Origin of the sequence: Prosthecobacter debontii, assembly GCF_900167535.1 — a bacterium.
Classification (GTDB): Bacteria; Verrucomicrobiota; Verrucomicrobiia; order Verrucomicrobiales; family Verrucomicrobiaceae; genus Prosthecobacter; species Prosthecobacter debontii.
In genome coordinates this window covers 219,658-243,058 of the sequence record NZ_FUYE01000001.1, presented here as the reverse complement: position 1 = coordinate 243,058, position 23,401 = coordinate 219,658, and the positions used below count along the sequence as shown (strand labels likewise).

At 57.0% G+C, this 23,401-nt stretch carries 19 protein-coding genes; 8 read left to right on the top strand and 11 right to left on the bottom strand.

Annotated elements, in window-relative coordinates:
• Positions 1-8: 8 nt before the first annotated feature.
• From B5D61_RS00990 to B5D61_RS00980, 3 genes are read right to left on the bottom strand one after another with little or no spacing between them, the layout of a single operon-like run.
• Positions 9-713, bottom strand: a complete 705-nt coding sequence (locus B5D61_RS00990) for an ABC transporter ATP-binding protein (RefSeq protein WP_078811432.1) — start codon at positions 711-713, stop codon at positions 9-11.
• Entirely contained in the window at positions 710-2,068 is a 1,359-nt protein-coding gene (locus tag B5D61_RS00985; RefSeq protein WP_078811431.1) for an efflux RND transporter periplasmic adaptor subunit, read from the bottom strand. The genes B5D61_RS00990 and B5D61_RS00985 overlap by 4 nt, the downstream gene beginning before the upstream one ends.
• A gap of 19 nt (positions 2,069-2,087) precedes the next feature.
• The gene (locus tag B5D61_RS00980; RefSeq protein WP_078811712.1) at positions 2,088-3,506 is read right to left on the bottom strand and encodes an efflux transporter outer membrane subunit; all 1,419 of its coding nucleotides are present in this window, start codon (positions 3,504-3,506) and stop codon (positions 2,088-2,090) included.
• A gap of 172 nt (positions 3,507-3,678) precedes the next feature.
• Here B5D61_RS00980 and B5D61_RS00975 point away from each other — a divergent pair, with 172 nt between their 5' ends.
• From B5D61_RS00975 to B5D61_RS00965, 3 genes are read left to right on the top strand one after another with little or no spacing between them, the layout of a single operon-like run.
• Positions 3,679-4,965, top strand: a complete 1,287-nt coding sequence (locus B5D61_RS00975) for a Gfo/Idh/MocA family protein (RefSeq protein ID WP_078811430.1) — start codon at positions 3,679-3,681, stop codon at positions 4,963-4,965.
• Positions 4,966-4,983: 18 nt separating this feature from the next.
• Positions 4,984-5,829 carry an SGNH/GDSL hydrolase family protein gene (locus tag B5D61_RS00970; protein WP_217698867.1) on the top strand — a complete coding sequence of 282 codons (846 nt, stop codon included), beginning with the start codon at positions 4,984-4,986 and terminating at the stop codon, positions 5,827-5,829.
• Between the two features lie 33 nt (positions 5,830-5,862).
• Positions 5,863-7,437 carry an N-acyl-D-amino-acid deacylase family protein gene (locus B5D61_RS00965; RefSeq protein ID WP_176159156.1) on the top strand — a complete coding sequence of 525 codons (1,575 nt, stop codon included), beginning with the start codon at positions 5,863-5,865 and terminating at the stop codon, positions 7,435-7,437.
• 274 nt (positions 7,438-7,711) lie between these two features.
• On the opposite strand, the gene B5D61_RS26035 is transcribed toward B5D61_RS00965, so the two are convergent.
• From B5D61_RS26035 to B5D61_RS00940, 5 genes are all read right to left on the bottom strand, one after another.
• A complete protein-coding gene (locus B5D61_RS26035; protein WP_176159155.1) occupies positions 7,712-7,864 on the bottom strand; it encodes a hypothetical protein in 153 nt (50 codons plus the stop codon).
• Positions 7,865-8,023: 159 nt separating this feature from the next.
• Complete coding sequence (locus B5D61_RS26935; RefSeq protein WP_281251734.1) at positions 8,024-8,149, bottom strand: hypothetical protein; 126 nt, start codon at positions 8,147-8,149, stop codon at positions 8,024-8,026.
• 222 nt (positions 8,150-8,371) lie between these two features.
• On the bottom strand, positions 8,372-8,815 hold the full coding sequence (locus tag B5D61_RS00950) for a YiiD C-terminal domain-containing protein (RefSeq protein WP_078811426.1): 444 nt from the start codon (positions 8,813-8,815) through the stop codon (positions 8,372-8,374).
• Between the two features lies 1 nt (position 8,816).
• On the bottom strand, positions 8,817-9,245 hold the full coding sequence (gene rpiB, locus B5D61_RS00945) for a ribose 5-phosphate isomerase B (protein WP_078811425.1): 429 nt from the start codon (positions 9,243-9,245) through the stop codon (positions 8,817-8,819).
• Positions 9,246-9,272: 27 nt separating this feature from the next.
• Positions 9,273-9,950 carry a histidine phosphatase family protein gene (locus B5D61_RS00940; RefSeq protein WP_078811424.1) on the bottom strand — a complete coding sequence of 226 codons (678 nt, stop codon included), beginning with the start codon at positions 9,948-9,950 and terminating at the stop codon, positions 9,273-9,275.
• Positions 9,951-10,126: 176 nt separating this feature from the next.
• Here B5D61_RS00940 and wrbA point away from each other — a divergent pair, with 176 nt between their 5' ends.
• The 3 genes from wrbA to B5D61_RS00925 all read left to right on the top strand — a co-directional run bounded on the left by wrbA (position 10,127) and on the right by B5D61_RS00925 (position 13,111).
• Positions 10,127-10,726, top strand: a complete 600-nt coding sequence (gene wrbA / locus B5D61_RS00935) for an NAD(P)H:quinone oxidoreductase (RefSeq protein WP_078811423.1) — start codon at positions 10,127-10,129, stop codon at positions 10,724-10,726.
• Between the two features lie 126 nt (positions 10,727-10,852).
• Positions 10,853-12,127, top strand: coding sequence for a hypothetical protein (locus B5D61_RS00930; RefSeq protein ID WP_139372981.1), 1,275 nt, complete (start codon positions 10,853-10,855; stop codon positions 12,125-12,127).
• Between the two features lie 87 nt (positions 12,128-12,214).
• Positions 12,215-13,111 carry a metal ABC transporter substrate-binding protein gene (locus B5D61_RS00925; protein ID WP_078811421.1) on the top strand — a complete coding sequence of 299 codons (897 nt, stop codon included), beginning with the start codon at positions 12,215-12,217 and terminating at the stop codon, positions 13,109-13,111.
• A gap of 503 nt (positions 13,112-13,614) precedes the next feature.
• Here B5D61_RS00925 and B5D61_RS00920 read toward each other — a convergent pair.
• Entirely contained in the window at positions 13,615-14,832 is a 1,218-nt protein-coding gene (locus B5D61_RS00920) for a class I SAM-dependent RNA methyltransferase (protein ID WP_078811420.1), read from the bottom strand.
• Positions 14,833-14,885: 53 nt separating this feature from the next.
• The gene (locus tag B5D61_RS00915) at positions 14,886-15,173 is read right to left on the bottom strand and encodes a pentapeptide repeat-containing protein (protein WP_078811419.1); all 288 of its coding nucleotides are present in this window, start codon (positions 15,171-15,173) and stop codon (positions 14,886-14,888) included.
• A gap of 106 nt (positions 15,174-15,279) precedes the next feature.
• Here B5D61_RS00915 and B5D61_RS00910 point away from each other — a divergent pair, with 106 nt between their 5' ends.
• Positions 15,280-16,983: a hypothetical protein gene (locus tag B5D61_RS00910; RefSeq protein WP_078811418.1), complete on the top strand. Its 1,704-nt coding sequence runs from the start codon at positions 15,280-15,282 to the stop codon at positions 16,981-16,983.
• Between the two features lie 68 nt (positions 16,984-17,051).
• Here the strand turns inward: B5D61_RS00910 and B5D61_RS00905 are convergent, their stop codons facing one another.
• Positions 17,052-18,050, bottom strand: coding sequence for a sugar phosphate isomerase/epimerase family protein (locus B5D61_RS00905; protein WP_078811417.1), 999 nt, complete (start codon positions 18,048-18,050; stop codon positions 17,052-17,054).
• A gap of 200 nt (positions 18,051-18,250) precedes the next feature.
• Here B5D61_RS00905 and B5D61_RS00900 point away from each other — a divergent pair, with 200 nt between their 5' ends.
• Positions 18,251-23,272: a PVC-type heme-binding CxxCH protein gene (locus tag B5D61_RS00900; protein WP_078811416.1), complete on the top strand. Its 5,022-nt coding sequence runs from the start codon at positions 18,251-18,253 to the stop codon at positions 23,270-23,272.
• The last annotated feature ends 129 nt before the right edge of the window (positions 23,273-23,401 follow it).

Below are 23,401 nucleotides of genomic sequence, written 5' to 3'. Positions count from 1 at the left end.
ATTGATGGTTAGGTGCGGCGAATATCGGACTCAATGAGGCCGTCCTTCACTCGCACGGTGCGTTTGGCATAAGCCGCGACTTCATCTTCGTGGGTGACCATGACGACGGTGATGCCGCGATCTTCATTGAGACGTGTGAGCAGTTCCATGATCTCCGCTGTGGTGGAGGTATCGAGATTACCGGTGGGTTCGTCAGCGAACAGAGTGCTAGGTTCCGTCACGACGGCACGAGCGATGGCCACACGCTGCTGCTGGCCGCCTGAGAGTTCGGCGGGTGTGTTACGCAGTTTGGTGGGCAGCCCGACGGACCTGAGCGCTTCGATGGCGCGCTCCCTCCGCTCCTTTTTGGAAATACCTCGGTAGAGCAAGGGCAGCTCGACATTCTCCAGCGCGCTAGTGCGTGCCAGGAGATTGAAGCCCTGGAAAATAAAACCCAGGGCATGACGACGAAGCAGGGAGCGCTGTTCGGAATCCAGAGTTTCCACCGGAATGTTTTGATACAGGTATTGCCCTGTGGTGGGTGTATCCAAGCAGCCTAACAAATTCATCAGTGTGGATTTGCCGGATCCGCTGGGCCCCATGACAGCCACAAACTCCCCCCGATCAATGGTCAGATCCACACCGCGCAGAGCCTGGAAGGCGGCATCACCTTTACCATAGGTTTTGGTCAGGTCATGTAGCGAGATGAGGGGCTTGGTGGCGGCAGCATTCATGGCTTGACGATGCTGTTGGTGCGGGTGATGACGGCCATGCCTTCCTCCAGACCTTCACCCGAGACTTCGACATAGCGGCCATCAGAGAGGCCCGTCTTGACAGGCACGGCCTCGGGCTTGCCATTTCGTAGAATCCAGATCTGAGAGTGGCCTGCATGTTTTCCCTTTGCGGAGCCAGGACGCTTTTCATCTTCAGAGGAACGAGGTCCACTTCGTGACCGACGCGGGCTAGGGATCAGGCTCTGCACGAAGGATTTCTTTTCACCGCCACCACCACCTCCACCCATGCCGCCAAAACCCGAGTGCGAGCTGGAGGCTGCGGAAGGATTGAAACGGAGAGCTGAGGTGGGAACGATGAGCACGTCATCACTTTTAGCGACATGGATGTCGGCTGTGGCGGTCATTCCGGGACGTAGGCTCAAGTCTTTGTTAGACACCTCCAATTCGGTTTCATAGGTGACCACGTTATCGGTAATGGCAGAGCCAAATGAAACGCGTGTGACCTTGGCTTCATAAGAACGATCAGGCCAGGCATCGACACTGAAGGTAGCCTGTTGGTCGGCTTGGACTCGACCGATGTCTGCTTCTGCCACAGCCACTTTGAGCTTCATGTGTTCAAGGTTTTCCGCGATGACGAACAGCTCAGGTGCCGTGAAGCTGGCCGCCACGGTTTGACCGGGTTCCAACGAGCGCGTGAGCACGATGCCATCAATGGGTGAACGCAGGATGGCGTTGGCTTGGTCGCTCTCATTGGCTCGCAGTTCTGCCTCGGCTTGTTCCACCGAAGCTTTCGCGCTGCCGAGGTCGGCCTGGGCGCGGGCGACGGAGGCCTGGGCGGTGACCATATCGGCCTTGGACGGGGTCTTGCCGCCACTGAGTTTATGCAGCTCCTGCAGGCGCGCCAGACTCGCTTCATTCTCGGCCAGAGTGGCCTCCACTTGCTTCACCTTCGCACGGGCAGAGTTCAGAGCTGCACGGCTATTGTCCGTGTCTTGCTCGAGGCGGCGGATGGTGATCTTGGCGAGTTCCTGGCCTTTCTTGACACGGTCGTTGATATCCACAAAAACCTCATCGGCATTGCCTGAAAGCACACTGCCAATGGTGACTTCATTGGTGGGCTCCAGGTTGCCGGTGGCAGTGATGGTGAGGCTGATGTCGCCACGTGCCAGCGGCTCGGTCGCATAGCTGACGAGTGGGGTGGTAGGTGTGTTAAACTTGGTCCAGCCAAAATAGCCGAGACCTGCGAGCACACTCACGACAATCAGCCACGTGATCCAGCGGGCGGAGGATGATCCTTTTTGGGCTCCAATGAGCTTGCCCAGATCTTCGGGTGAAGTTGAGGTTGTTGATTCCATACGTGTTGGGGGAGAAGGTTCAGCCTTGTTTCGACCAGCCGCCGCCGAGGGCTTTGTAGAGTTGAATGTGAGCCGTGGTGCGGCTGCCTTGAGTCAGGGTCTGCTGCTCCTCCAGGCTGAGCAGGGTGCGTTGAGCATCCAGCACATCCAAGAGGTCCACTTGACCAGCCTCATAACTCTGAGCCGCCAGGGTAGCGGCTTCCCGAGCCGAGGCTACAGCACCATTGAGAGTCTGCAGGCGTTCATTGGTGCGATTGATGGCAATCAGCGCATTCTCGACTTCGTTCAAGGCCTGAAGCACCGTGGATTCATAGGCGATGACCACCTGCTTTTCTTGAGCGCTCTGGATGTTGATGGTTTGGCGGATGCGACTGGCGTTGAAGATCGGAGCGGCGAGGCTGCCCGCCGCATTGGCAGCGGCGACTTCGGGTGAAAAGAAACTGCCCGACTTCAGTGCATCCAGGCCGAGAGAGCCACTGAGCGTCAAGGTGGGGTAACGCTCGGCCTCTGCCGATTTGACCCGCGCTACGGCGGCTTCGATGCCTCGCTCAGCCGCCCGCACATCCGGGCGTTGGCGGAGAGTCTCGGCAGGGATGCCGATGGCTAGCACGCTGGGGGGTTGTGGGACCTTCTGTCGTTTCATCAACTGGGCATTCAGCGCGCCTGGGGTTTTGCCAGCGAGCAAGGCCAGTTGATTGCGTGTTTGTTCAATCGTTTGTTTGAGCGTTGGGATGGTGGCGCGTGCCTGTTCCAGGGTGCTCACCGCTTGCTGCGTTTCCAGGCTGTTGCCTTCACCGGCTTGCTCACGCCAGCGCGTCAGTTGCACGGTCTCTCCACGGGTGGCGAGATTCCTTTCATACACGGCGAGCTGAGATTCCGCCGTGCGCAGGTCCACATAGGCTTCGGCCACAGCGGCGGCGAGGGTGACTTGGGCACCGTAATGATCTTCAGTCACCTGGGCCAGATCAGCCGAGGACGCCTTGAAGTTCTGGCGCAGTTTGCCGAAGAGATCCAATTCCCAACTGGCGTCCAGCGAGGTGCTGTAGCTATCGCTATTGGTGATGAGGTTCGTCTGGCGGTTGTCGGTTCGAGACGCACGCCCAGTAAACCCGGCACTGACGGTGGGGAAAAGGTTGGACTTGGTCACCCCACGGCGGGCCTTGTATTCATCCACCCGTGCAAGTGCGGTGCGCACGTCGGGACTGGATTGAAGCGCCTCTGCGATGATCTGATTCAGCACGGGATCATTGAAGCGCTGCCACCATTTCGGAAGGCTGGTGGTATCCAAAGGCACGGTGGATGAAGCGCGCCCTTGCCAGCGTCCTGGAACCGCGAGCTCGCTCTGCTCACGCTTGAGGGAGGTGCAGGCCCCCATCAGCACAGTCAGGGCGATGCCTGACAGGCCAATGAGGCTCCGGGGGGGATTGGAGAGTTTCATGAAAGGGGTGGTGCAGAGGTCTGCTCCCATCCGCACTCTGAACCGCCAACCTTTAGAAAAGGTTAAGGCGAGGAAGAAAAAATGAACTTTCTGAGGGGTGAATGGCGAAAACGTATCAGAAACCGTCAGAAACAGGCCAATCAAAGCTGGCCCCAAAGAACGTTGGTGTCCCATGCCTGGAAACACAGCCCTGTCTCGCCGTCAGTTTCTCAAATCCACTGTTCCTCTGATCCTGCCAGTCTCGGTGCTCGGAAGAGCTGGTGCCGTCTCGCCGAACAGCAAGATCCGCCTCGCCTGCATTGGCACTGGTGGCCAAGGCACGGCCAATCTGCGCTCCTTTCTAGCAGATGAGCGCGTGCAAGTGGTGGCCATCTGTGATGTGGATGATCAACATCGCGACAAGGCTTTGCAAATGGCGGGGCTGACTGCCAAAGACGGCTACAAGGACTTTCGCGATGTCTTGGCCCGAACCGATGTGGATGCCGTGATGAATGCCACGCCGGATCATTGGCATGCCAATGTGGCCATCGCTGCAGCCAAGGCTGGGAAAGATCTGTTTTCTGAAAAGCCCCTCGGTGCGAGCATCGTCGAAGGCCGCGCCATCTGCCAAGCGGTGAAGGAGCATCAACGGATCCTGCAATGTGGCACCTGGCGACGCTCAGGCCTAAAGGTGCGCATGGCCTGTGAACTGGTGCGCAACGGTTACATCGGTGAGCTGAAGGAGATCGAAGTTGGCGTGCCCGGCACCTTTGCCATTCGTGGGGGGTACACCGGTATGGAAGGACCTGAACCCGTGCCTCCCCACCTGGACTATGCCATGTGGCTAGGCAGTGCGCCGGAGCGGCCTTACACCGCCGCGCGTTGTCATTTTAACTTCCGCTGGATCGATGAATATGCGCCGGGTTACATCACCGATTGGGGGGCTCACTTTGTGGATGTAGCGCAATGGGGCGCAGGCATGGACGATACCGCACCTGTGGAAGTCGAGGCGCTTCAGGTGAAGAAACGCACGCAGGGCCTCTACGATGCGCCTGAGCAGTATCGCATCCAGTATCGCTATGCCAATGGCGTGAAGATGACGCTCTTCACCACCGATGATAAAGCCACTTACGGCACGAAGTTTATTGGCAGCGAGGGCTGGGTCTTCTCCGAATCCGAGATGCTGAAGGCCAGTGATATCAACATCCTCCGCACCAAAATGAAGGATGGAGATGTGCGGCTCTATGTGTCGAAGAACCATCATCGCAACTTCGTTGATGCCATCTACTCACGCGGCGAGGTGGCGGCTCCAGCGGAGATCGCTCAACGGGCGGCGACGATCTGCCACATGGGCGCGATTGCCGCGAAAGTCGGCCATGGCCTAACATTCGATCCGGTTACGGAAACCTTCCCACAACAAGACACTGCCAATGCCATGCTGCTGCGCCCGATGCGTGCGCCTTGGAAGCTGGACGCTTAATCGATGATGATCTCCTTTATGAATACCTGGTTCACGACCACCACTCGGAGCCGTTTGGCCTTTCTCGCCATGGCATGCCTCACGGCCGTGCTGCCTGCTCACGCCGAGCATGAGGGCAAGCTGCAAATTTTATTGGTGGGCGATAGTAGCACTGAGGGAAGCATGCCGCGTCTCATGCGTCCGCAGGGACCGCATTTGGAGGATGTGGTGCGTATCCTTCTTGCTGCTGAAAAAGACCTGCCGCCGACCAACGTCATTAACCTCGGCTTGAGTGGCGAGTATGTGCGGCGTCTTCTCGATACAGGGCGCTATGATCGGGAGATCGCCAAGAAACCCGGCGTCGATTACATCTTCATTCGTTACGGTCTCAATGACTATGCTCGGCGCGAGAACTTTACCGAAAACTATCCCAAGGACTACAGCGAACTCATCGCGCGTTTGCGCAAAGATCACCCAGCGGCGACCCTCATCGTGATGACCGTTATCCCCTACATGGATGCGGAAAAGAGTGCACAGATCAACGCGCTGAATCGACAGGTGGCCCGAGATGAGAAGCTGCCGCTTTTCGACATCTACCCACGTTATGCCCAGGAGCTGAGGAAGGGAGAAAACATGCTGAACTATCGTCGGTATGCCCTGAGTAAGGTGCCGGAGCAGTATCACGAGTTGGTGAAATCCTTTGTCTTTGGAAAAGCCCCCAAACAGGATGTGATGGTGATGGACAACCAACTCGATGCCCAGCTCGGCAAATTACCCGGCTGGTTTGGCGATCGACACCCCAATCTGGCAGGTTATCATGTGATCGGTGATGAAACCGCCCGCTATTTGGCGAAGATGATCCGCGAAAAAGGTGGGAAAAAGTAACGCCTTCCTGTAAAAGCTTGGGCGATGACGATCATGGCTTGGCTTCGTAGCGTGACCTTCGGCTGCATGATCTCATGCAGCCTCGGATGGGCTCAGGAAACCACCATTCCGTTCGATGTGATCATTCGCCAGGCTCGCATTGTCGATGGCAGCGGGCAGGCCTCGTGGTTGGGCGATATCGGCATCCACGGGGGTAAGATTACAGCTCTCGGTGAGGTGAAGGGAAAGGCCAAGCAGGAGCTCAATGTTCAGGGGAAAGTGGTGGCTCCGGGTTTTATCGATGTGCACACGCACTCCGAGAAAATCTGCGAGTTGCCTGTGGCCGAGAATTTTCTGCGCATGGGCGTGACCACCATCGTTACGGGAAACTGCGGCATGTCACGGACCGATGTGAGCGCGTTCTTTCGCGAGATCGATCAAGCCAAGGTGAGTTTGCATGTGGCGACGTTGATCGGCCATGGCGCGGTGCGAGAGCAGGGGATGGGTGGGAAGTTCATCCGTGCACCGGATGCCGCCCAACTGGAAGCGATGAAAAAGCTCGTGGATCAGGCCATGCGGGATGGGGCTCTGGGCATGAGCACGGGTTTGATCTATGTGCCGGGTTCCTTTGCCAAGACGGAGGAAATCGTCACGCTGGCTAAAGTGGTGGCTGCTCATGACGGGATTTATTCTAGCCACATGCGCTATGAAACCAGCCGCATTTTCACCGCCCTGGACGAGCTCACATGCATCGCTCGGGAGGCCAAGGTGAAAACCGAGCTCTCCCACATCAAACTCTCAGGGCCGAGTGCCTGGGGACGTGCGCCGGAGGTTCTCGCTTATCTCGACAAAGCCCGTGCAGAAGGGCTGCGCATCACGCACGATCAATATGCCTACACGGCCTCCAGCACGGGCCTTCGACAGACGATCCCCGATGAAGCCTTGGAGGGCACCCGAGCCGACTTCGCCGCGCGTCTGAAGGAGCCGATTCGGAAGGCGGAGATCATCCAGGGCATGAAGGAAATCCTCAGCCGCAGCGGACGCAGGGATTACAGCTATGCGGTCATTGCACGTTTCGCGGATGATCCCTCACTCAATGGCCTGACGATTCCCCAAGCTGCGAAAAAGCTGCGGGGTTCAGATGCCTTGGAGGATCAAATCGAACTCCTGTTGGAGATCGAAAAGCGTGGCGGCGGCAGTGGTGTGTTTCACGGCATGAATGAAGAGGATTTGAAAGTGTTTCTGAAGCATCCCCTTACCATGATCGCCAGCGATGGTGGTCCGCGTTTGCTCGGTGAAGACGTGCCGCACCCACGCAGCTATGGCAACAATGCGCGGGTTTTGGCTCGATATGTACGCGAACAAAAAGTGTTGTCGCTGGAGGAGGCCATTCAGCGCATGACCTCCCTACCTGCGGAAACCTTCGGTCTGAAAAATCGAGGCGCCTTGAAGATTGGTTATTGGGCAGATCTGGTGATCTTCGATCCTGATCAGGTGCAGGATACCTCTCAGTTCGATGATCCCCATCATTATGCCCAGGGTTTCAACGATGTGCTGGTGGATGGCATGCCCGTCATTCGGGATGGAAACTTAACTGGAGAACACCCTGGCGGGGCTCTGCGGCGGTGATTCGCTGAACGTAGGCCGGATGTGTTTGGCGCAACCCATATCGCAACGAGATGGATCATCTTCGCCAAACGATCCGGCGTTAGGGACTTCGTTCATGGAAAGGACCTCGCACACCCAATGAAGCCGGATAGTTCGACGAACAGACGTTCCATGTATCAGGCTGTATTCCGCCAAACACATCCGGCCTACCGTCATTCACACAGGCCAGATTGGCAAAAGGCTCAACAAGCCTGCACTTCCTCATCACTCGCCACGCCTGCGACGATATGTCCAGCTAAACTGCGTAGCACTGCGGCTTGGGCTTGGGACACATCGGCTTCTGGATCAATGAGCGAGCAATGGCAGCAAAGGTGTTGCCATTGTAAAAGCAAAAGGAGGCGAGGCGGTGGCAGCGACGGCAGAGGTTAATGGCATCCTCAAGATTCATAATTTGGGTGTGCTCTCGCTCCCACAATGCCTGAGTCACGTCATGACCATCTGATGTTGGCTTATGAAGAGCGTTCTTCGTCTGGCATAACACCTTATTCTGCGCAGTGAAAAAGACCCGTGTGTAAGGAGCCAACCAAGCCGCCTTCATTTCATCACCTCATTTGGATTTCTTCGCTTCTGGGGCTTTCAGCTTTTGCAGTTCCTCCACGCCGACACTCTTCAGGTAACCTTTGCCAGTTTTGGCGTAAACAGGTTCAGCGGAGAAGCGCTCTTGGATTTCCAAACCTTCTCTGAGCGCCTCTAGAAACAGAGGGTCGTTGGCAAATTCTGGACGAACTTCTGCTCATGCTTACAGTATAACACCTCTCTCCAAAAAGACGATTTGGCGTTAGCCGAGATCAAGATCTCATCGGCCAGCTGGGTTTGGTGCAACCCAGGCGAAGTGACTTTCTCTCGATCAAGCTGGATTTCGCCGAACACATCCGGCCCACGAATCATCCACGAATCATCCACGGATCGCCACGAACTCTCCGGTGAACTCGACGCAAGTTTGCCCGTTATCCTCGACCGCGACCGTCAGTTGCAGGCGGGCCTTGCCCTTTTGCTCGAAGTGGTGACGGAAGCCCGCCAATAAGGTGGCGTCAGGGGGGTGGCAGATGGCGCGGATGCCATGGCGCACCGGCACACGATAGTGGATGTGGCTTTCACGCACCACCACATGAGCGGTGCGGTCCTCCAGCATGAGCCAGAGCTGCACGTAACCTGCCAGCGTGGCGATGGCGCTGAGGCTTCCCCCGAAGGCGGTGCCCAAGTGATTGTGATTTGGCTCCAGAGGCGCGGTGACGACGAGTCGCGCACCTTCCATTTCCAGACGCACGCCCATGGCTTGGGTCAGCGGGATCTGCTGATGCAGATACTGCTCCGTCTCGCGCAGGAGTTCGGGAGTCATGCTATTCATCCAACTGCTGAATGCGAGCGAGGTGGCGTCCACCTTCGAAGGGGGTGCACAGAAAGACATCCACGATTTGCAGGGCGGTGGGCAGATCCATCATGCGTTCACCGAGGGACAAAACGTTGGCGTCATTGTGCAGGCGGGTGAGACGTGCGGATTCCAGATTCCAGCAGAGACCACAGCGGATGCCTTTGACACGATTGGCGGCGATGGCTTCGCCATTGCCTGAGCCACCCAGGACGATGCCGCGCTCGAACTTACCTGCTGCGACCGCCTCCGCGACAGGACGGATGAATTTCGGGTAATCCGTGGATGCGTCGGAATAGGTGCCGAAGTCGGTCACCTCGTGGCCTGTGCTTTTCAGGTGTTCGATGATGGCCTCTTTGTAGCGAAACCCGGCGTGGTCGGATCCGATGGCGATATTCATGATGAAAAGGTTTGGGTTAGGTAGGTGTCAATGTGTCCACCACTTGGAGAGACGAGCTTCGGGGGCCTCCGGTTTTCTCAGGCGGGCCTCGGCATAGTGGGACGTGTCATTGAAAAGGATCAAACGCGCCCGCACAGGATCTTTGAAGTCCACGATGTTCAAGGCGGCAGGGTCTTGATCCAGGTTATCGCGATAACGGCGCGGATCGAAGCCTAACAAGGAGCTGAGCAAAAGGCGAATGGTGGCTTTGTGGGAGACGACGATGACGGACTGACCTTCGTGATGGCGCACGATGTCCACCAGCACGGGCAGAGCACGCGCCGTCACGGCGAGACCGCTTTCGCCACCTTCTGGTGCGTAGGTGTAGGGATCTTCATCCCAGGCAGCGGCTTCTTTGGGAAAGGCGTGCTCGACTTCCTGCCGTGTCATTTGTTCCCAATGACCGTGGGAGATCTCGCGCAGGCCATCACGCGGCTGCACCTCCAGGCCATGGGGGGAGGCCAGGATGCGCGCGGTTTCCATGGTGCGGTCCATGGGTGAGGCGTAAACGGCACCCACTGAGTAGGCGCTGAGCCGTTCGGCAAGGCCCCCGGCTTGGGCACGTCCTTCATCGGAGAGGGGCACATTGGTGGCCCCGGCGAAGCGGTCCTCTGCGGTCAGAATCGTGGCCCCGTGGCGGATGAGGTAGATGCGGGTGATCGGCATGACGGTGGAGATATAGCACAGAGTGTCCCGGAATGAGGTTCTTTGGCGGAAAAGCGCCACTTCGCAAGTGGAAGGGTATGCTCAAAGATCAGTCTCAGACTGACTCAATGGCATTGGTGGAGGCGCGAATGCGGGGGCAGAATCGAACCGTCAAGCAACTCTAACTTTTCAAGACCATGTCCAAGATCCTCGTTCTCTACTACTCCACCTACGGCCACATCGAAACCATGGCCAAGGCCATCGCTGAAGGCGCTTCCTCCGTCGATGGTGTCGAAGTCTCCGTCAAACGCGTCCCCGAGACACTTTCTGAGGAAGTGATCCAAAAGATGGGTGGCAAGCTCGATCACGGTTTCCCTGAAGCCACTGCGGCAGAACTTGCGGACTACGATGGCATCATCTTCGGCACCCCGACTCGCTTTGGCAACATGGCGGCCCAGATGCGCAGCTTCCTGGATCAAACCGGTGGCCTGTGGGTTAAAGGGGCCTTGATTGGTAAAGTGGGCAGCATTTTCACCAGCACGGGCACGGGCGGTGGTAACGAATCCACCATCCTCACGTTCATCCCGACCTTGTTGCATCACGGCATGGTTTATGTGGGTCTGCCTTATTCGGCTCCTGAGTTGACCGATATCAGTGAAGTGCGCGGCGGCAGTCCCTACGGTGCCGGGACGATTGCTGGTGCGGATGGTTCCCGCCAACCCAGTGGGAAGGAATTGTCGCTGGCCCGTTTCCAGGGCAAGCACGTCGCCCAGATCACGGCAAAGCTGAAAGCCTGATCGATTCCCGTTTTCCCACCAATTCCCCCCGGGCTAGCCCTCTCCACCTGGAGGGGGCTTTTTGTTAATGCAAAAAAGTTGTGAAAATGAGTTGATGTTAATGCAACTATATTGCTTTTTACTAGCATGAGCTCCCCGGCTTCTCTTCTCCGACTTGTTGTTTCCTCTTGCCTGGTTTTCCCCTGGATGGCTGGTGCCCAGACCTCCACGCAGTTCGCCGCTCAGCAGCAACAGCGTTACGAATACTCCACCTTTACCGCAATGTCGGCTCCTGTGGTGCTACCGATGGATGGTAAGGCCGATTGGTTGACGGGAATGGACGTCAGTCTGGCGGGGAAGATCTTCCCGCACATTCATTTGGATGCGGCGTTTGGCACCTCGTCCATTGATCAGGGGGAACTGCGGACGGGCCACCACGATCCTGAGCAGCGGGATGCCGTCACTTTCCAGAATGTGGAGTTCGGGCTCTCGGGTCGGTTGGATGATCACAATGAATTCTTCATCACGTATGCCGGTGCCGTTGCGGATAGCCGCATTGACCCGATCTTTGAGGAAGTGTTTTGGAAGTTTAAAAACCTGCCCGGCGGTTTCGAGCTTCGCGGTGGCCGCGTTTACAATCGGTTCGGCATCCAGAACACCTATCACCCGCATGGCTTTGACTGGGTCGACCAATATTTGGTGAACACCCGCATGCTGGGGGAAGACTCCATGACGACCATCGGGGCAGAGATCACCTGGGTGGCACCCTTACCCTGGACGTCGCAGTTTGACTTGGCTCTGGGCGTCGCTCCCAAAAATGAGGATGATCATGGTCACGGCCATGAGGAAGAAGGCGCAGCACGTTATGCCGCTGAGGAAGCCGTCTTTGCCGAGGATGAGACGCTGATCGTGGCGAACTGGACGAACGTTTACAACTACAACGACTTCCACCAATACCGCGCCGGTATCTCCGGGGCCTGGGGTGAAAACCTTTCCGGCTACCGCACCAGCGTCTATGGAGTGCATGCCGAGTATCAGTGGCGTGAAAACGGGTTCGATCCCGGTGGTCGTTATCTCCGCGTGCGTTCCGAGGCGATGTTCAACGACTACAAGGTGGAGGATGAACTCGTGGAAGGCCGTGATCCTGAGGCCCAGCAGGACTTCGGTGCCTACCTGAGCGTCCTCTACGGTCTGGGCAATAATCTCGAACTCGGTCTGCGTGGTGAGTATGTGGCCGGCAATGCGGACACCGCTCAAGACTCCCGTTTCCGAGTCAGCCCCGGCGTCACCTGGTATGCCAATGATGCCCGCACGCTGCGCTTTCGCCTGCAATATAACTACGACAACTCCAACGAACGTGGCACCGACCACGCCGTGTGGGCTCAGGTGAGCTTCAACTGGGGTGGTCCTGAAGTTCGCTAATCTCGGAGACAACAATTTCTTTTCCACCATCGTTATTAAACCCAAAGGGCGTCCTGAGTTCGGGACGCCCCTCGCCTTGCCTCTGCCATGAAATTTCTGGTCTCACTCCTCAGCCTTCTCGCCTTTAGCCTCAGTGCTGAAGCGGCCGTCAAAGTCGCCACACTGCACCCCATCCTGGCCGATGTGACACGCCAAGTCGGCGGTGCTCATGTGGAAGTGATCGAGATCATGAAACCCGGTGGAGATGTGCATCATTTCGAACCTTCCGCCCGCGACATCGCGGCGATGAAAGGAGCCCCGATCATCCTGGCCTGCGGTAAGCATTTGGAAACTTACCTCGACAAGCTGCGGGATAGTGTGGGTGGTGAGGTGAAAGTCGTGGAGGTGGGGCGAACCATCCCGTCACTTCTGCTGGATCCCAAGCAGGAAATTTTTGTCTGTTGCCCAGCCCATGCCAAGAGCGGCATCGACCCGCACTGGTGGCACAGTGCGGAAAACATGCGCCGTGCCGCACGGGTAGTCGCTGCGGAACTGAGTGAAGTGGACCCTGCGAATGCCGCTACCTATGAAGCAGGCGCCAAGGCCGCAGGAGAAAAATTCATGCAGCTCAAGAGCTGGGCGCAGAAGGAGATCGCCCGCATTCCCCGCGGGGATCGCAAGTTGGTCACCGCCCACGCCGCCTTTGGCTACTTCTGCAAGGAGTATGGCTTCAAGACCATCCCGATGCTGGGCATTGGCCGCAGCGATGACATCTCGGCCCAATACATCGCCCAGACGATCCAGGCCATCCGCGATTACAAAATCAAAGCCGTCTTTCCTGAAGACCAGGCCAACCCCAAGGTGCTCACTGAAATCGTGCGTGGCACCGGCGTGAAAACCGGTCGTCCCCTCGTCGCCGATGGCACCTCCAAGGATGCACATACCTTCGAGACGATGCTGACCCACAACGTCAAAGTCATCGTGGAAGCGCTCGGACCACAGTGAGGTTTGGGACACTGGGTTTGCGATGTTGGTGCAGATGCCGGTTAGTCCAGAACAGACTCTTGAAGAGCTGAAGCTCTGGAATATTTCGGCTGTGCCCTGGATGGCACCTCGGCTCTTCGCGATTCATCAAATCCAAAGGGTTTGTGTCATCGAGCCCAGGGTTCTTTGAACCCTGGGTGGTTCGAGCAATGCACATCTGTCGGCGGAGAACCCCAACTGGGTTCTGCCCACGGTTGATGAACGATTTCATGTTTGTGTCTTCTTCACGACCATGGACGGAAGCCCTTCAGGCTTCTCTCTTGGTTATGAGGATCTTCATTCTGAGACCCGGGGTTGTAACAACCCCGGGCTGAAAGACACAAGCCCGTTGGGCTTGAAAGGGCTCGATGGGCTCATTGATGAAGCCGTGCCAGAAAACAGAACGGCCCATAGGGGCTCGCCTCTTCTATTGGACGATCTTTGAGAAAACCGCCCTCCGATTACCGATACATCCCACTTTCGTGTCACGACTCCCGGCTCAGCGTCATCACGCATTCCAGGTGCTTGGTCTGGGGGAACAGGTCGAAGGGTTGTACCTTGCCGAGCTTGTAACCCGCCTCGGTGAATAGATTCAGATCCCGCATCTGAGTGGCAGGGTTGCAGGAGATGTAAACCACGCGCTTCGGATCGAAGGCGAAGAGCTGCTGCAGGAACTCCTCGCTGCATCCGGCACGTGGGGGGTCGATGATGACCACCGTTTCTTGACCGGCATGAGGCACTTCTTTGAAGATCTCCCGGGCATCGGCAGCCAGGAACTTGCAGTTGGTCAGGCCGTTGATCTCGGCATTGTGGGCGGCCTTGCGCACGGCGCTTTCAGACAGCTCCACACCCAGTACTTCCTCGAAATCACGGGCGGCACTGATGCCGAACAGACCGCTGCCACAGTAGGCATCGACGAGGAAACGTGCGCCAGAAGCGCGGGCCTCTGCCACAGCATAACCGACGAATTCGGGCAGGATGAAGGGATTGTTCTGGAAGAAATCGCCGGCTTGAAATTCAAATTTCACATCGCCCACTTGTTCGATGGCAATTTGATCGGCCTTGGTCAGCACGCCATTCACGGCGGCACGCATGAGCAGGGTGGCTCCGTTTTTAAAAGCGTCCTGATTCGCCCGTGCTTGCGCTCTCACCGCGGCCAGTTCTTCATTGAGTGCTGGCATGGCGATTGGGCAGTGCTCCACGTCCACCATGGCACTGCGCGTGCCCGCACGGAGGAAACCTATGGCTCCGATCTCACCGCCTTTCGGTTTGTGGAAATGAGGCGTGATCTTGGACCGGTAGCCATACTGCTGCGGGGAGGCGATGACAGGCTCCACCGGATGTTCGATCTTTGCCATGTGCTTGAGCAGTTCCTCCACCTGCCGCCGCTTCCATTCGGTCTGTCGGGCATAATCCAGGTGCTGATATTGGCAGCCGCCACAGGTGCCAAACAGCGTGCATTGGGGCTGCACACGGTCCGCGGACGGTTCCAGCACCTCGACGAGATCCGCATTGCTATAGTTCTTGTGATTGCGATACACTCGGCAGCGCACCTTTTCCCCCGGCAGTGCAAAGGGCACAAAAACGACCCAGCCATCCACGCGTGCGACACCACTGCCTTCGTTCGTCAGATTCTCAATCCGGACATCGAGCTCCTGATGATACGTGAACGGGTGGGGAACAAACTTGCGGGGTGGGACCATCGTTACCCAGTAGCCAACCTGAGCCTAAGATCAATGGGTGTGTGAAGTTCTCCTCACTCCGTCGGCTCGGAGTGGGCTGCATAGACTCGGAGGAGGTCGGTCACCAGGATGCCGTCAATGCGCATGCCCTCATAGTTGGCGTCTTCGAGCGTGAGATCGGTGCAGTTGGCGTTGCGGATCGTAGCCGCCGTGAGGGCGACATCCTCAAAGAGAGCCCCAATGAGGCTGACATCTTTAAACTGAGCGCCGCCCAGATTGACATCTTCAAATTTAGCATCGCTGAGGTTGGTATTGATAAACTCAGCTCCGGCAAGATCCGCATTTTCCGTCTTTTCGTTCATAATCGTTCCGTGCAGATTGGTGATCGCTTAAGGTTTCAGGATTGACCCCCATCCGGCAATCTTTTATTTCTGTCCTTCCTGATCCAAAATGCAGGTCTCCCCGACGATGAAAACCTGGCTGTCTCCATTTGTTGCCTCCTTCTTAATACTGCTCAATGCTTGGTCTGAGGCCAAGGCTCAGGTCTCAGAAGCTCTGCAAAGCCCCGAGAACTTTTGGGCGGCCCTGAAAGGGGTGGACTGGGAATGCTCCTTCAACAGCTACCAGCGCCTGCGATTTGGGCCGGAGAAGATCGAGCTGCTCGGCCAGGATGGAAAGATTACCGGGGGCCTGATCAACATTTCGCTTTTGGAGCCTGGAGCCATTCGGGTGGATTACAACAACGGTGGCGTGGTGATCTTTTGGTTTGGCGATGATCTCAAGAGCTTCGTGGTCGCCAACATGAAGGACATTTCGGAATTCGATATTCCAGGAGCGTCAGCCCCTGTGACCTTGCCGACATCGGGGGTGGAGATTTCCTTTAAAGACAATCCATTTTGGAAAAAAGCACGGCTACAACCCTCAGCCATGGAGGTGCTGGATGATAGTGGTTCGGCTTATGCGACTAACCAAGGGTTTGCGTTTTCACCGCGAGCCCTCGGCGTGAAGTTGCCTGAAAAGGGAGTGGGAGCCGCTTTCCTATCCCGACAGAGGGCAGGGGGCTGGTATCTCACCGGCCTGCATCTGGGCTCCGGCGTGCGCACACAGGGAGTAGGATTGTTCCGTCCGTTCCTGCGGTCAAAGATGCGCGATTTTGCCATGCGCTCCGCCCACTTTAACCGTCACCTCCTGCTCAGTGGCCAGGAGCAGATGGCCAGCGCCCAGGAACAATACGCGCTCTACAATGCCATCAGCTTTTACGGCGAAAACTCCGAGCCGACGATCTATGCGATGAGTGAAATGGGCAAGCTGCGAGGGTATGCCTTGAGCTATGAACGTGCGGCGGATTGGCAGCAGCAGGCTTACACCGCCGCGAAGGCGCATTTGTCAGGCGACACAGCCAAGCTCTTTGAGATCGGCACGGACTATGCGGAGAGTCAATCGGATCGCGGTGACTTCGCAGGAGCCAAAGCCACTCTGGCCGAGGTGCAGCCCTATTTGCCAGCCTCGAACAACCCACGAGATGTGTATCCGTATTATCGTGCCCTGGGGGCTGCGGAGTTTGGTTTGCGGAACTATGCTCAGGCTGCCCAGCTTTTCTCAGATAACCAAAAGCGTGCCCAAGAGGCTAGCATGGAGGGTAGCGAGATCGAGGCCATCCTGGATGCCGCCGCCTGTTACATGGCTTTGAATCAGCAACTCGAGGCGGCTGCACGAGTCAGCTTTGCCATCAGCCGCCAAGACGAAATGAAGAAGCAATTCCCCAAATACACCTTTGATACCTACAAGCTCTCCATGGCCTGCTCAATCATGCAGAAGTGGCCGGAGGCGACCCGCTTTTCCGAGGATGGGCAGCGGCGCAACTGGGTCTCTTACATGGAGTATGCGCGCCTGTTCTCCTTGCTTTGCCAAGGCAAGAAAGAGGAAGCCAAAAAGCTGGCTCAGGAAATCAATCAGCGCTTCAAAGGCGGTGTGGACGAAATCCAGATCCGCCGCGACATTGATGCCATGGTCGTCAGCATTACCAAGGCAGTCCATGACCAGACCCCTCAAGCTGTCGCTGAGCTCGAACAGGCCTGGGCTCGGCAGGTGGAATCCCTGCGCAAACGCCCCCTGCAAAACTACATCTTCGCCCGCATCATGGTGGCCTCGATTGCGGAGCTGAAGAAATGATGGGCATAAAAAACCTGGAAAGCACAGGGCACCTTCCAGGTTCCAAACTGAAGCATCAGGTCGTCAGATCACTTGCTGTTCTCAGCGAACTGCGCGTCGAAGATGATCTTCGAAGGTGGGAAGTCGAGTTTCTTGACGAAGGCGGCGGACTCGGTGGCACCGAATTCGCGGTCCATCGCGCCATCTTCCCATTCCACGCTCAGCGGGCCGGCATAGCTGATGTCGTTGAGAGCGCGGATGATCTTCTCGAAGTTGATGTTGCCACGGCCCACGGACTTGAAGTCCCAGAAGCGGTTCGGGCGGTGGAAGTCGGTGTGACCACCGAAGACGCCAGCGTCCACGCCCAGGTTCCAGGCCACGTCCTTCATGTGCACGTGGAAAATGCGGTCGCTGAACTTGTAGATGAACTTCACGTAGTCCACGCCCTGGTAGCCGAAGTGGCTTGGGTCGTAGTTGAAGCCGAAGGCAGGGTGGTAATCCACGGCCTGGAGCGCACGCTCCGCACTGGCGATGTCGAAAGCGATCTCGGTGGGGTGAACTTCGAGAGCGAACTTCACGCCCAGTTTCTGGAACTCATCGAAGATCGGCGTCCAGCGTTTGGCAAAGTCGGCATAACCCGCGTCGATCTGGCCAGGCAGGTTCGGTGGGAAGGAATACACGAGGTGCCAGATGGAGCTGCCGGTGAAACCATTCACCACGCTCACACCGAAACGCTTGGCGGCATGAGCGGTCTTGATGATTTCCTCAGCGGCACGCTGGCGCACACCTTCAGGATCGCCATCGCCATAGATGTGAGGAGGCAGGATCTGAGCGTGGCGTGGGTCGATGTTATCGCAAACAGCCTGGCCGACGAGGTGGGTGGAGATGGCGTGGCACTGCATGCCAGCGTCCTTCAGCGCAGCGCGCTTGGCATCACAATAAGCTTGGTCAGCTTTGGCGACTTCGAAGTGATCGCCCCAGCAGGCGAGTTCCAGGCCATCGTAACCAAAGGCCTTGCCCTTCTGCAGCATGGTGTCAAAAGAGAGGTCGGCCCACTGGCCGGTGAAGAGAGTGACGGGTCTGCCCATAGGAGGTCGGTAGGTTCAGGTTCGTGAGGTTAAAGGTGGGTCGGAAAAAAACGACGCGGGCCGATTCTCTTTAGCCTGGGAGCCTTGGCAATCGAAATGTCACCTTCAGGCACTTTCCACCATGTGCATTCCCGATAGTGCCCGGTGCGTAAATGGGCTTCACAAGCGCCGTTGTTATCGCCTAGCATCCGCTCACAACCATGAAGAAGCGACTCCTACTCGCCGCTGCTGTTCTTTCAGCTTTCAGTTTCCAGCTTTCAGCTTTTGCCGCAGAGCCCCTGCGTGTGTTCGTTCGCGCCGGGAAAAAATCGCATGCGCCCGGTGCCCATGATTTCCCCCAATTTCTGAAAGACTGGGTGCCGATGCTGAACGAGCGCGGTGCCAAAGCCGAGGGCAGCCTGGAATTTCCCACCAAGGAGCAACTGGATCACACCGATGTGCTGATCCTGCATGCTCAGGAGGCCGGGAACATCAAGATCGGTGAAGAGCGGAAGAACCTGATGGAGTTTTTGAAGCGTGGCGGTGGTTTGGTGGTCATCCACGCCGCAGCGGTCTCACGCGATCACGATTGGTATAAGAACATCATCGGCGGTTCCTGGAAGTTTGATCAAACCAAGTGGCTGGAGGCGCCGCTGAGCTTGTACTTCACGGATCGTGAAAATCCGATCACGAAGGACATCTCCAACTTCGATCTCGATGACGAGATCTACTATGACATGGACCTGCTGCCTGAGGCGAAAATCCTGGCCGCAGCCTACACACCTAAGGCCATCGATACCGGGGGTAAGGGCAACAAGGAAGCTCAGCAACGCGCCGCCGAAGCCGTAGCTAAAAACAAAGGCGTCAACATCTACGACATCCAGCCGCAGATGTGGACGTATGAGAAGGACAACTATCGCGCCTTCACCTGCATCCCTGGGCACTGGTATAAAAACTTCAGTCACGTGGGTCTGCGCACCTCCATCCTGCGCGGTATCGCCTGGGCAGGCAAACGCCAGAACGTGGATGAACTCTGCAAGCCTGAGGAGTTAGGCGATGCCCTGCGCTATGCGGAAGGCGGCGTGCCTGCACCGAAGGAAATGCCGAAAAACCTGGAGGTGCATCCTGAGTTCGATCTCACCCTCGTGGCTGCGGAGCCGCTGATCAATAAGCCCATGAACATTGACTGGGATGCCAAGGGCCGCCTGTGGGTGGTGGAGACACCCGAGTATCCGAATGGTTTACGCCAAGCCAATGTGGAAGCCTGGAAAGACAGCGGCTCGGTGGAGCCGGGCCAGTATCAGCGTGATCCCCTGGATCGTGTTTCCATCCTGACCGATACCGATGGCGATGGTGTGATGGATAAGAAAACCGTTTTTGCTGATAAGATCGAGCTGGCGACCAGCAGTGTGTTTTACAAGAACGGCATCATCGTTTGTGCCGCGCCAGACATCTGGTTCTTTGAAGATACCAATGGCGATGATCAGGCGGATAAACGCACGAAGCTTTATACCAATCTCGGCACTCGTGACACTCACGCCGTGATCAATAACATGCGCTGGGGCCTGGATGGCTGGGTTTACGCCACTCATGGTTATTCCAGTAGCGAGAATGTGACTTCGGGGGATGGCTCCAAGAGCTTTGGTCCTATCGGGAGCGGGGTCGTTCGGTTCAAGCCTGACGGCAGTGCGATTGAGCAGTATTGTTCCCGCGGTGGTAACACCTGGGGCCTCGACATCACCACGGACGGTCAGGTGTTTTACACCCAACCCACCAGCGGCGTTCTATTTCATCATGTGGTGCTGCCTGAGTATGTGTTGGCCAAAGGTAAGCTCCCAGGTCTGACCAGCAGCAATGGCTTGTTGGCCCGTGAACCCACGTATCCAGCGATGCACTGGGAGCAGCAGGCGTATGTGCAGATTGACCAAGTCGGCAGCTATACCGCCGCCGCCGGTTGCGCCATCTACGAAGGCGGAGCCTGGCCGGAGAAGTATCGTTACAATTACTTCACCACCGAGCCCACGTTGAACATCGTCAGCCGGTTCATGGTGGAACTGGATGGTGTCACCTACAAAGCCCAACGTGAGGCCGGCTTTGAGCAGACTGAGTTCATCCGCAGTAAGAACCTGTGGTTCCGCCCCATTGAAGTTCGCACCGGCCCTGATGGTGCCCTCTATGTTGTGGATTTCTGCAACCAAGCCGTCATTCACAACGATACCCGCGGCCCAACTCACGGTCCTGCCAATGCCGCCGTCCGTCCTGACCGCGACCACTACTACGGCCGCATCTGGAAGGTGCAGCATAAGGAGGCGAAGAAGGTGGAGGTGATGAAAGCACCGTCTGATCTCAAGAGCCTGCAGGAGTTGGTAAAGACCACCTCCAACGCTCACCAGAAACAGAACGCCTGGCGCATCCTCAACGAACAGTTCCCCTCTTCCGAAATCAGCACGGAGATTTCATTGTCTCGTGTGATGGGAAGCAAGGCGATGCGGGCCTACAGCAAACGTGAAGGCGATATTGAAGTGTTGCTGGAGCAGTTTGCTAACAGTGACGATCCCTGGGTGCGTTCCGCCATGATCGCGGCGGCAGCGGATCATTCTTTGGAAGCCATCACTGCGGCGCTGGCTTCCTCCAATGCTTCCAAGCTGGATCTCTTCGTCGAGGCATCTGTCCAAGGGCTGCTGAAAGGTCCGAATGCTGGGGCTGATGCTACCAAGCTGATCATTGCCAGCGCTTCTGCCGCCTCTCAGGCTGACTCGCTCAGAGTGACCCTCCTCCGCAGCATTGCTCAGGAAGAGGCGGTTCTTCCCAAGCTTTCTCCCGAGCTTACGGAAGCTTTGAAGAAACTGCTCGCCCAGCCATCCCTAGCGGCGGCGACTTTGCCTCTGGTGACGAAGTGGGACAAAGACGGCTCACTGGCTTCTGAGGTCAAAACCCAGCTTGATAAGCTCACCGCAACCCTCTCGGACAAAGCCGCTTCGGTGGATGCACGCATCCATGCCGCAAAGGCCTTGGTCGCCGTCGGTGGAGATCTGAGTCAGACCGTGATGCCTGTCTTGACGAGTCAGGACACGCCGGAAGCACTTCAGGTCGCCATCATTCAAGCCTTGGATGAAAGCTCAAACGTCATTCCTCTGGTCGCGGCTTTGAATCATTTAAAGCCTGCCCAACAGAGCCAAGCTTTCGAAGCCATTTTGAAGCGCCCTCAGGCAACGCATGCGCTCCTGGACGGAGTGAAAGTCGGCAGCATTGACCGGGCGATCTTCGCGCCTGGAGATGTCGCTCGCCTGCGTTCTCATCCGAACAAGCCCATCGCCAAACGCGCCAATGATCTCTTCAAGATCAACAGTGCGGCCAAAGACGCCATCATTGCCAAACTACTCCCTGAGGTGGAGAAACCAGGGAATGTGACCAATGGCAAGATGCTCTTCACGGCAGCCTGCTCCGTATGCCACAAGCTGGGTGATATCGGGGCCGCCGTTGGCCCGCCTCTGGATGGCATGGGCGCTCATGGGCCCGGTGAATTGCTGGTGCACATCGTGGATCCTAATCGTGAGGTGGACCCCAGCTTCTGGGCCTTCAACATCATCACGAAAAAAGGGGAAGCTTTACAAGGTGTCATCACCAGCGAAAACAGCGCCACGGTTACCTTGGCCACTCAGGTGGGAGTGCGTGAAATCGCCAAGGCGGATATTGATAAGCGTGAAAACACCCGTCGCAGCTTAATGCCCGAAGGCCTGGATGGTCTGGGTGCCGAGAACATGCGCGACATCCTGGCCTTCATCGTGGGAGATGCCACCAAGCACTTCCGCATCCTCAATCTGGGCGAGGCCTTCACGGCGGATAGTCGCGCTGGTGTGTTCGCTGGACCTGGACCTAACCAAGGACGTGTCCGTCTGAATAAGTTCGGGGATGTCAAAATCGAAGGCGTGCCTTTCTTCCTGCAATCTCCAGAGAAGAGTGTGAATGGAGCCAACCTGATTGTGCTGAAAGGTGGTCCGCCCGAGAGCCAGAGCCAGACCTTCGCCCAGGAAGTGGAAGTGCCCGTAAATGTGGCCACCAAGCGTCTTCAATTACTCAGCGGCATCTCCGGTTGGGGTTGGCCTGCGGTGAAGGAAGAAGTGCCTGCACTGATCGCTACCGTGGTCTATGACAATGGCGAGAAGGAGAGCTTCACCTTCATCAATGGGGTTCACTTCTCCGACTACGTGCGGGATGTGCCTGTGCCGGGTTCCAAATACGTGAGCGGCCTCACCGAAGGGCAGCAGATGCGTCTTCTGTCCATCGAGCTGACAAAGCCCGGTATCGTGAAGACGCTGATCCTGGAAACCCCGGCGGACAGCCGCACGGTGCCAGTGATTGCAGCCATCACAGCCGATATCGAAGGCAAGGGCCCAACCCCAGGCGCCACCGATACCTCCACCCGCCCAGAACCCACTCCTGCAGCTGAAAAAGCAGGTCCAAAAAAAGGCAAGAAAGGCAAAGGGACGGGCAATGCCGCCGCTGAAACGGCCCTGAGCGGTCCCAAGGAAGGCGGTAAGGGCGATGGCCCTCTGGTCCCAGCCAATGCCGTGAAATGGGAGGCAGGCAAGACCCGCGTCCTGGTCATTGGCGGTGGTTCATCTCACAACTTCGCCACCTTCTTTGGAACCACGGATGTGGAGACTCTGAAGGCCGCAGGTTTCACGGTTCATTACACAGAGGATCGCGATCAAGCTGCTGCGGAGCTGAAGAACGCCGATGTGGCCGTCATCAGTGTGAACCGGAAGTTCTTCGATACCGCCGCTTATCGCAAAGCGCTGTTCGAGTTTGCCGACGCCGGCAAGGGCATCATCATGTATCACCCCGGCACTTGGTATGGTTATGCCAACTGGCCAGAGCTGAATGCTCAGATCGTTGGTGGTGGAGCTCGTGGTCACGACAAGATCCATCCCTTTGACGTGAAGACGGTGAAAGCCCATCCGATCATGGACGGCGTGCCCGCCAGCTTCACCGTGGAGGATGAACTCTACTATGTGAATGCCGAGCCAGAAAACATTCCCGCAGGCACAAATCCCATCGAGGTCTTAGCGGAAACCAGCCCGAGCGATAAATACAATCAACCTCACCCCAGCGTCTGGATCACGAAACATCCGAAAGCTCGTGTCGTGGGCATCGCCCTCGGCCACGATCAGCGTGTGCATGATCTGGATGCCTTCAAGAAGCTCCTGAGCAACGCCGTGAAGTGGGCTGGTGGGAAGTGAGAGTGTGAGACTATCTTGGCCTCACTCTTTGTTGAGAAGCCCTTCCCCCATCGCATCCTCTCCCCCCAAGCCTGTAAATTCTGCCGATACCTCAAAGAACGCTGTTAGCGATGCATGCTCATCCTCTGA

Coding starts and splice junctions, on each gene's coding strand:
- B5D61_RS00990 (WP_078811432.1), bottom strand. CDS start 713: ATGAATGCTGCCGCCACCAAGCCCCTCATCTCGCTACATGACCTGACC.
- B5D61_RS00985 (WP_078811431.1), bottom strand. CDS start 2,068: ATGGAATCAACAACCTCAACTTCACCCGAAGATCTGGGCAAGCTCATT.
- B5D61_RS00980 (WP_078811712.1), bottom strand. CDS start 3,506: ATGAAACTCTCCAATCCCCCCCGGAGCCTCATTGGCCTGTCAGGCATC.
- B5D61_RS00975 (WP_078811430.1), top strand. CDS start 3,679: ATGCCTGGAAACACAGCCCTGTCTCGCCGTCAGTTTCTCAAATCCACT.
- B5D61_RS00970 (WP_217698867.1), top strand. CDS start 4,984: ATGAATACCTGGTTCACGACCACCACTCGGAGCCGTTTGGCCTTTCTC.
- B5D61_RS00965 (WP_176159156.1), top strand. CDS start 5,863: ATGGCTTGGCTTCGTAGCGTGACCTTCGGCTGCATGATCTCATGCAGC.
- B5D61_RS26035 (WP_176159155.1), bottom strand. CDS start 7,864: ATGAATCTTGAGGATGCCATTAACCTCTGCCGTCGCTGCCACCGCCTC.
- B5D61_RS00950 (WP_078811426.1), bottom strand. CDS start 8,815: ATGACTCCCGAACTCCTGCGCGAGACGGAGCAGTATCTGCATCAGCAG.
- rpiB (WP_078811425.1), bottom strand. CDS start 9,245: ATGAATATCGCCATCGGATCCGACCACGCCGGGTTTCGCTACAAAGAG.
- B5D61_RS00940 (WP_078811424.1), bottom strand. CDS start 9,950: ATGCCGATCACCCGCATCTACCTCATCCGCCACGGGGCCACGATTCTG.
- wrbA (WP_078811423.1), top strand. CDS start 10,127: ATGTCCAAGATCCTCGTTCTCTACTACTCCACCTACGGCCACATCGAA.
- B5D61_RS00930 (WP_139372981.1), top strand. CDS start 10,853: ATGAGCTCCCCGGCTTCTCTTCTCCGACTTGTTGTTTCCTCTTGCCTG.
- B5D61_RS00925 (WP_078811421.1), top strand. CDS start 12,215: ATGAAATTTCTGGTCTCACTCCTCAGCCTTCTCGCCTTTAGCCTCAGT.
- B5D61_RS00920 (WP_078811420.1), bottom strand. CDS start 14,832: ATGGTCCCACCCCGCAAGTTTGTTCCCCACCCGTTCACGTATCATCAG.
- B5D61_RS00915 (WP_078811419.1), bottom strand. CDS start 15,173: ATGAACGAAAAGACGGAAAATGCGGATCTTGCCGGAGCTGAGTTTATC.
- B5D61_RS00910 (WP_078811418.1), top strand. CDS start 15,280: ATGAAAACCTGGCTGTCTCCATTTGTTGCCTCCTTCTTAATACTGCTC.
- B5D61_RS00905 (WP_078811417.1), bottom strand. CDS start 18,050: ATGGGCAGACCCGTCACTCTCTTCACCGGCCAGTGGGCCGACCTCTCT.
- B5D61_RS00900 (WP_078811416.1), top strand. CDS start 18,251: ATGAAGAAGCGACTCCTACTCGCCGCTGCTGTTCTTTCAGCTTTCAGT.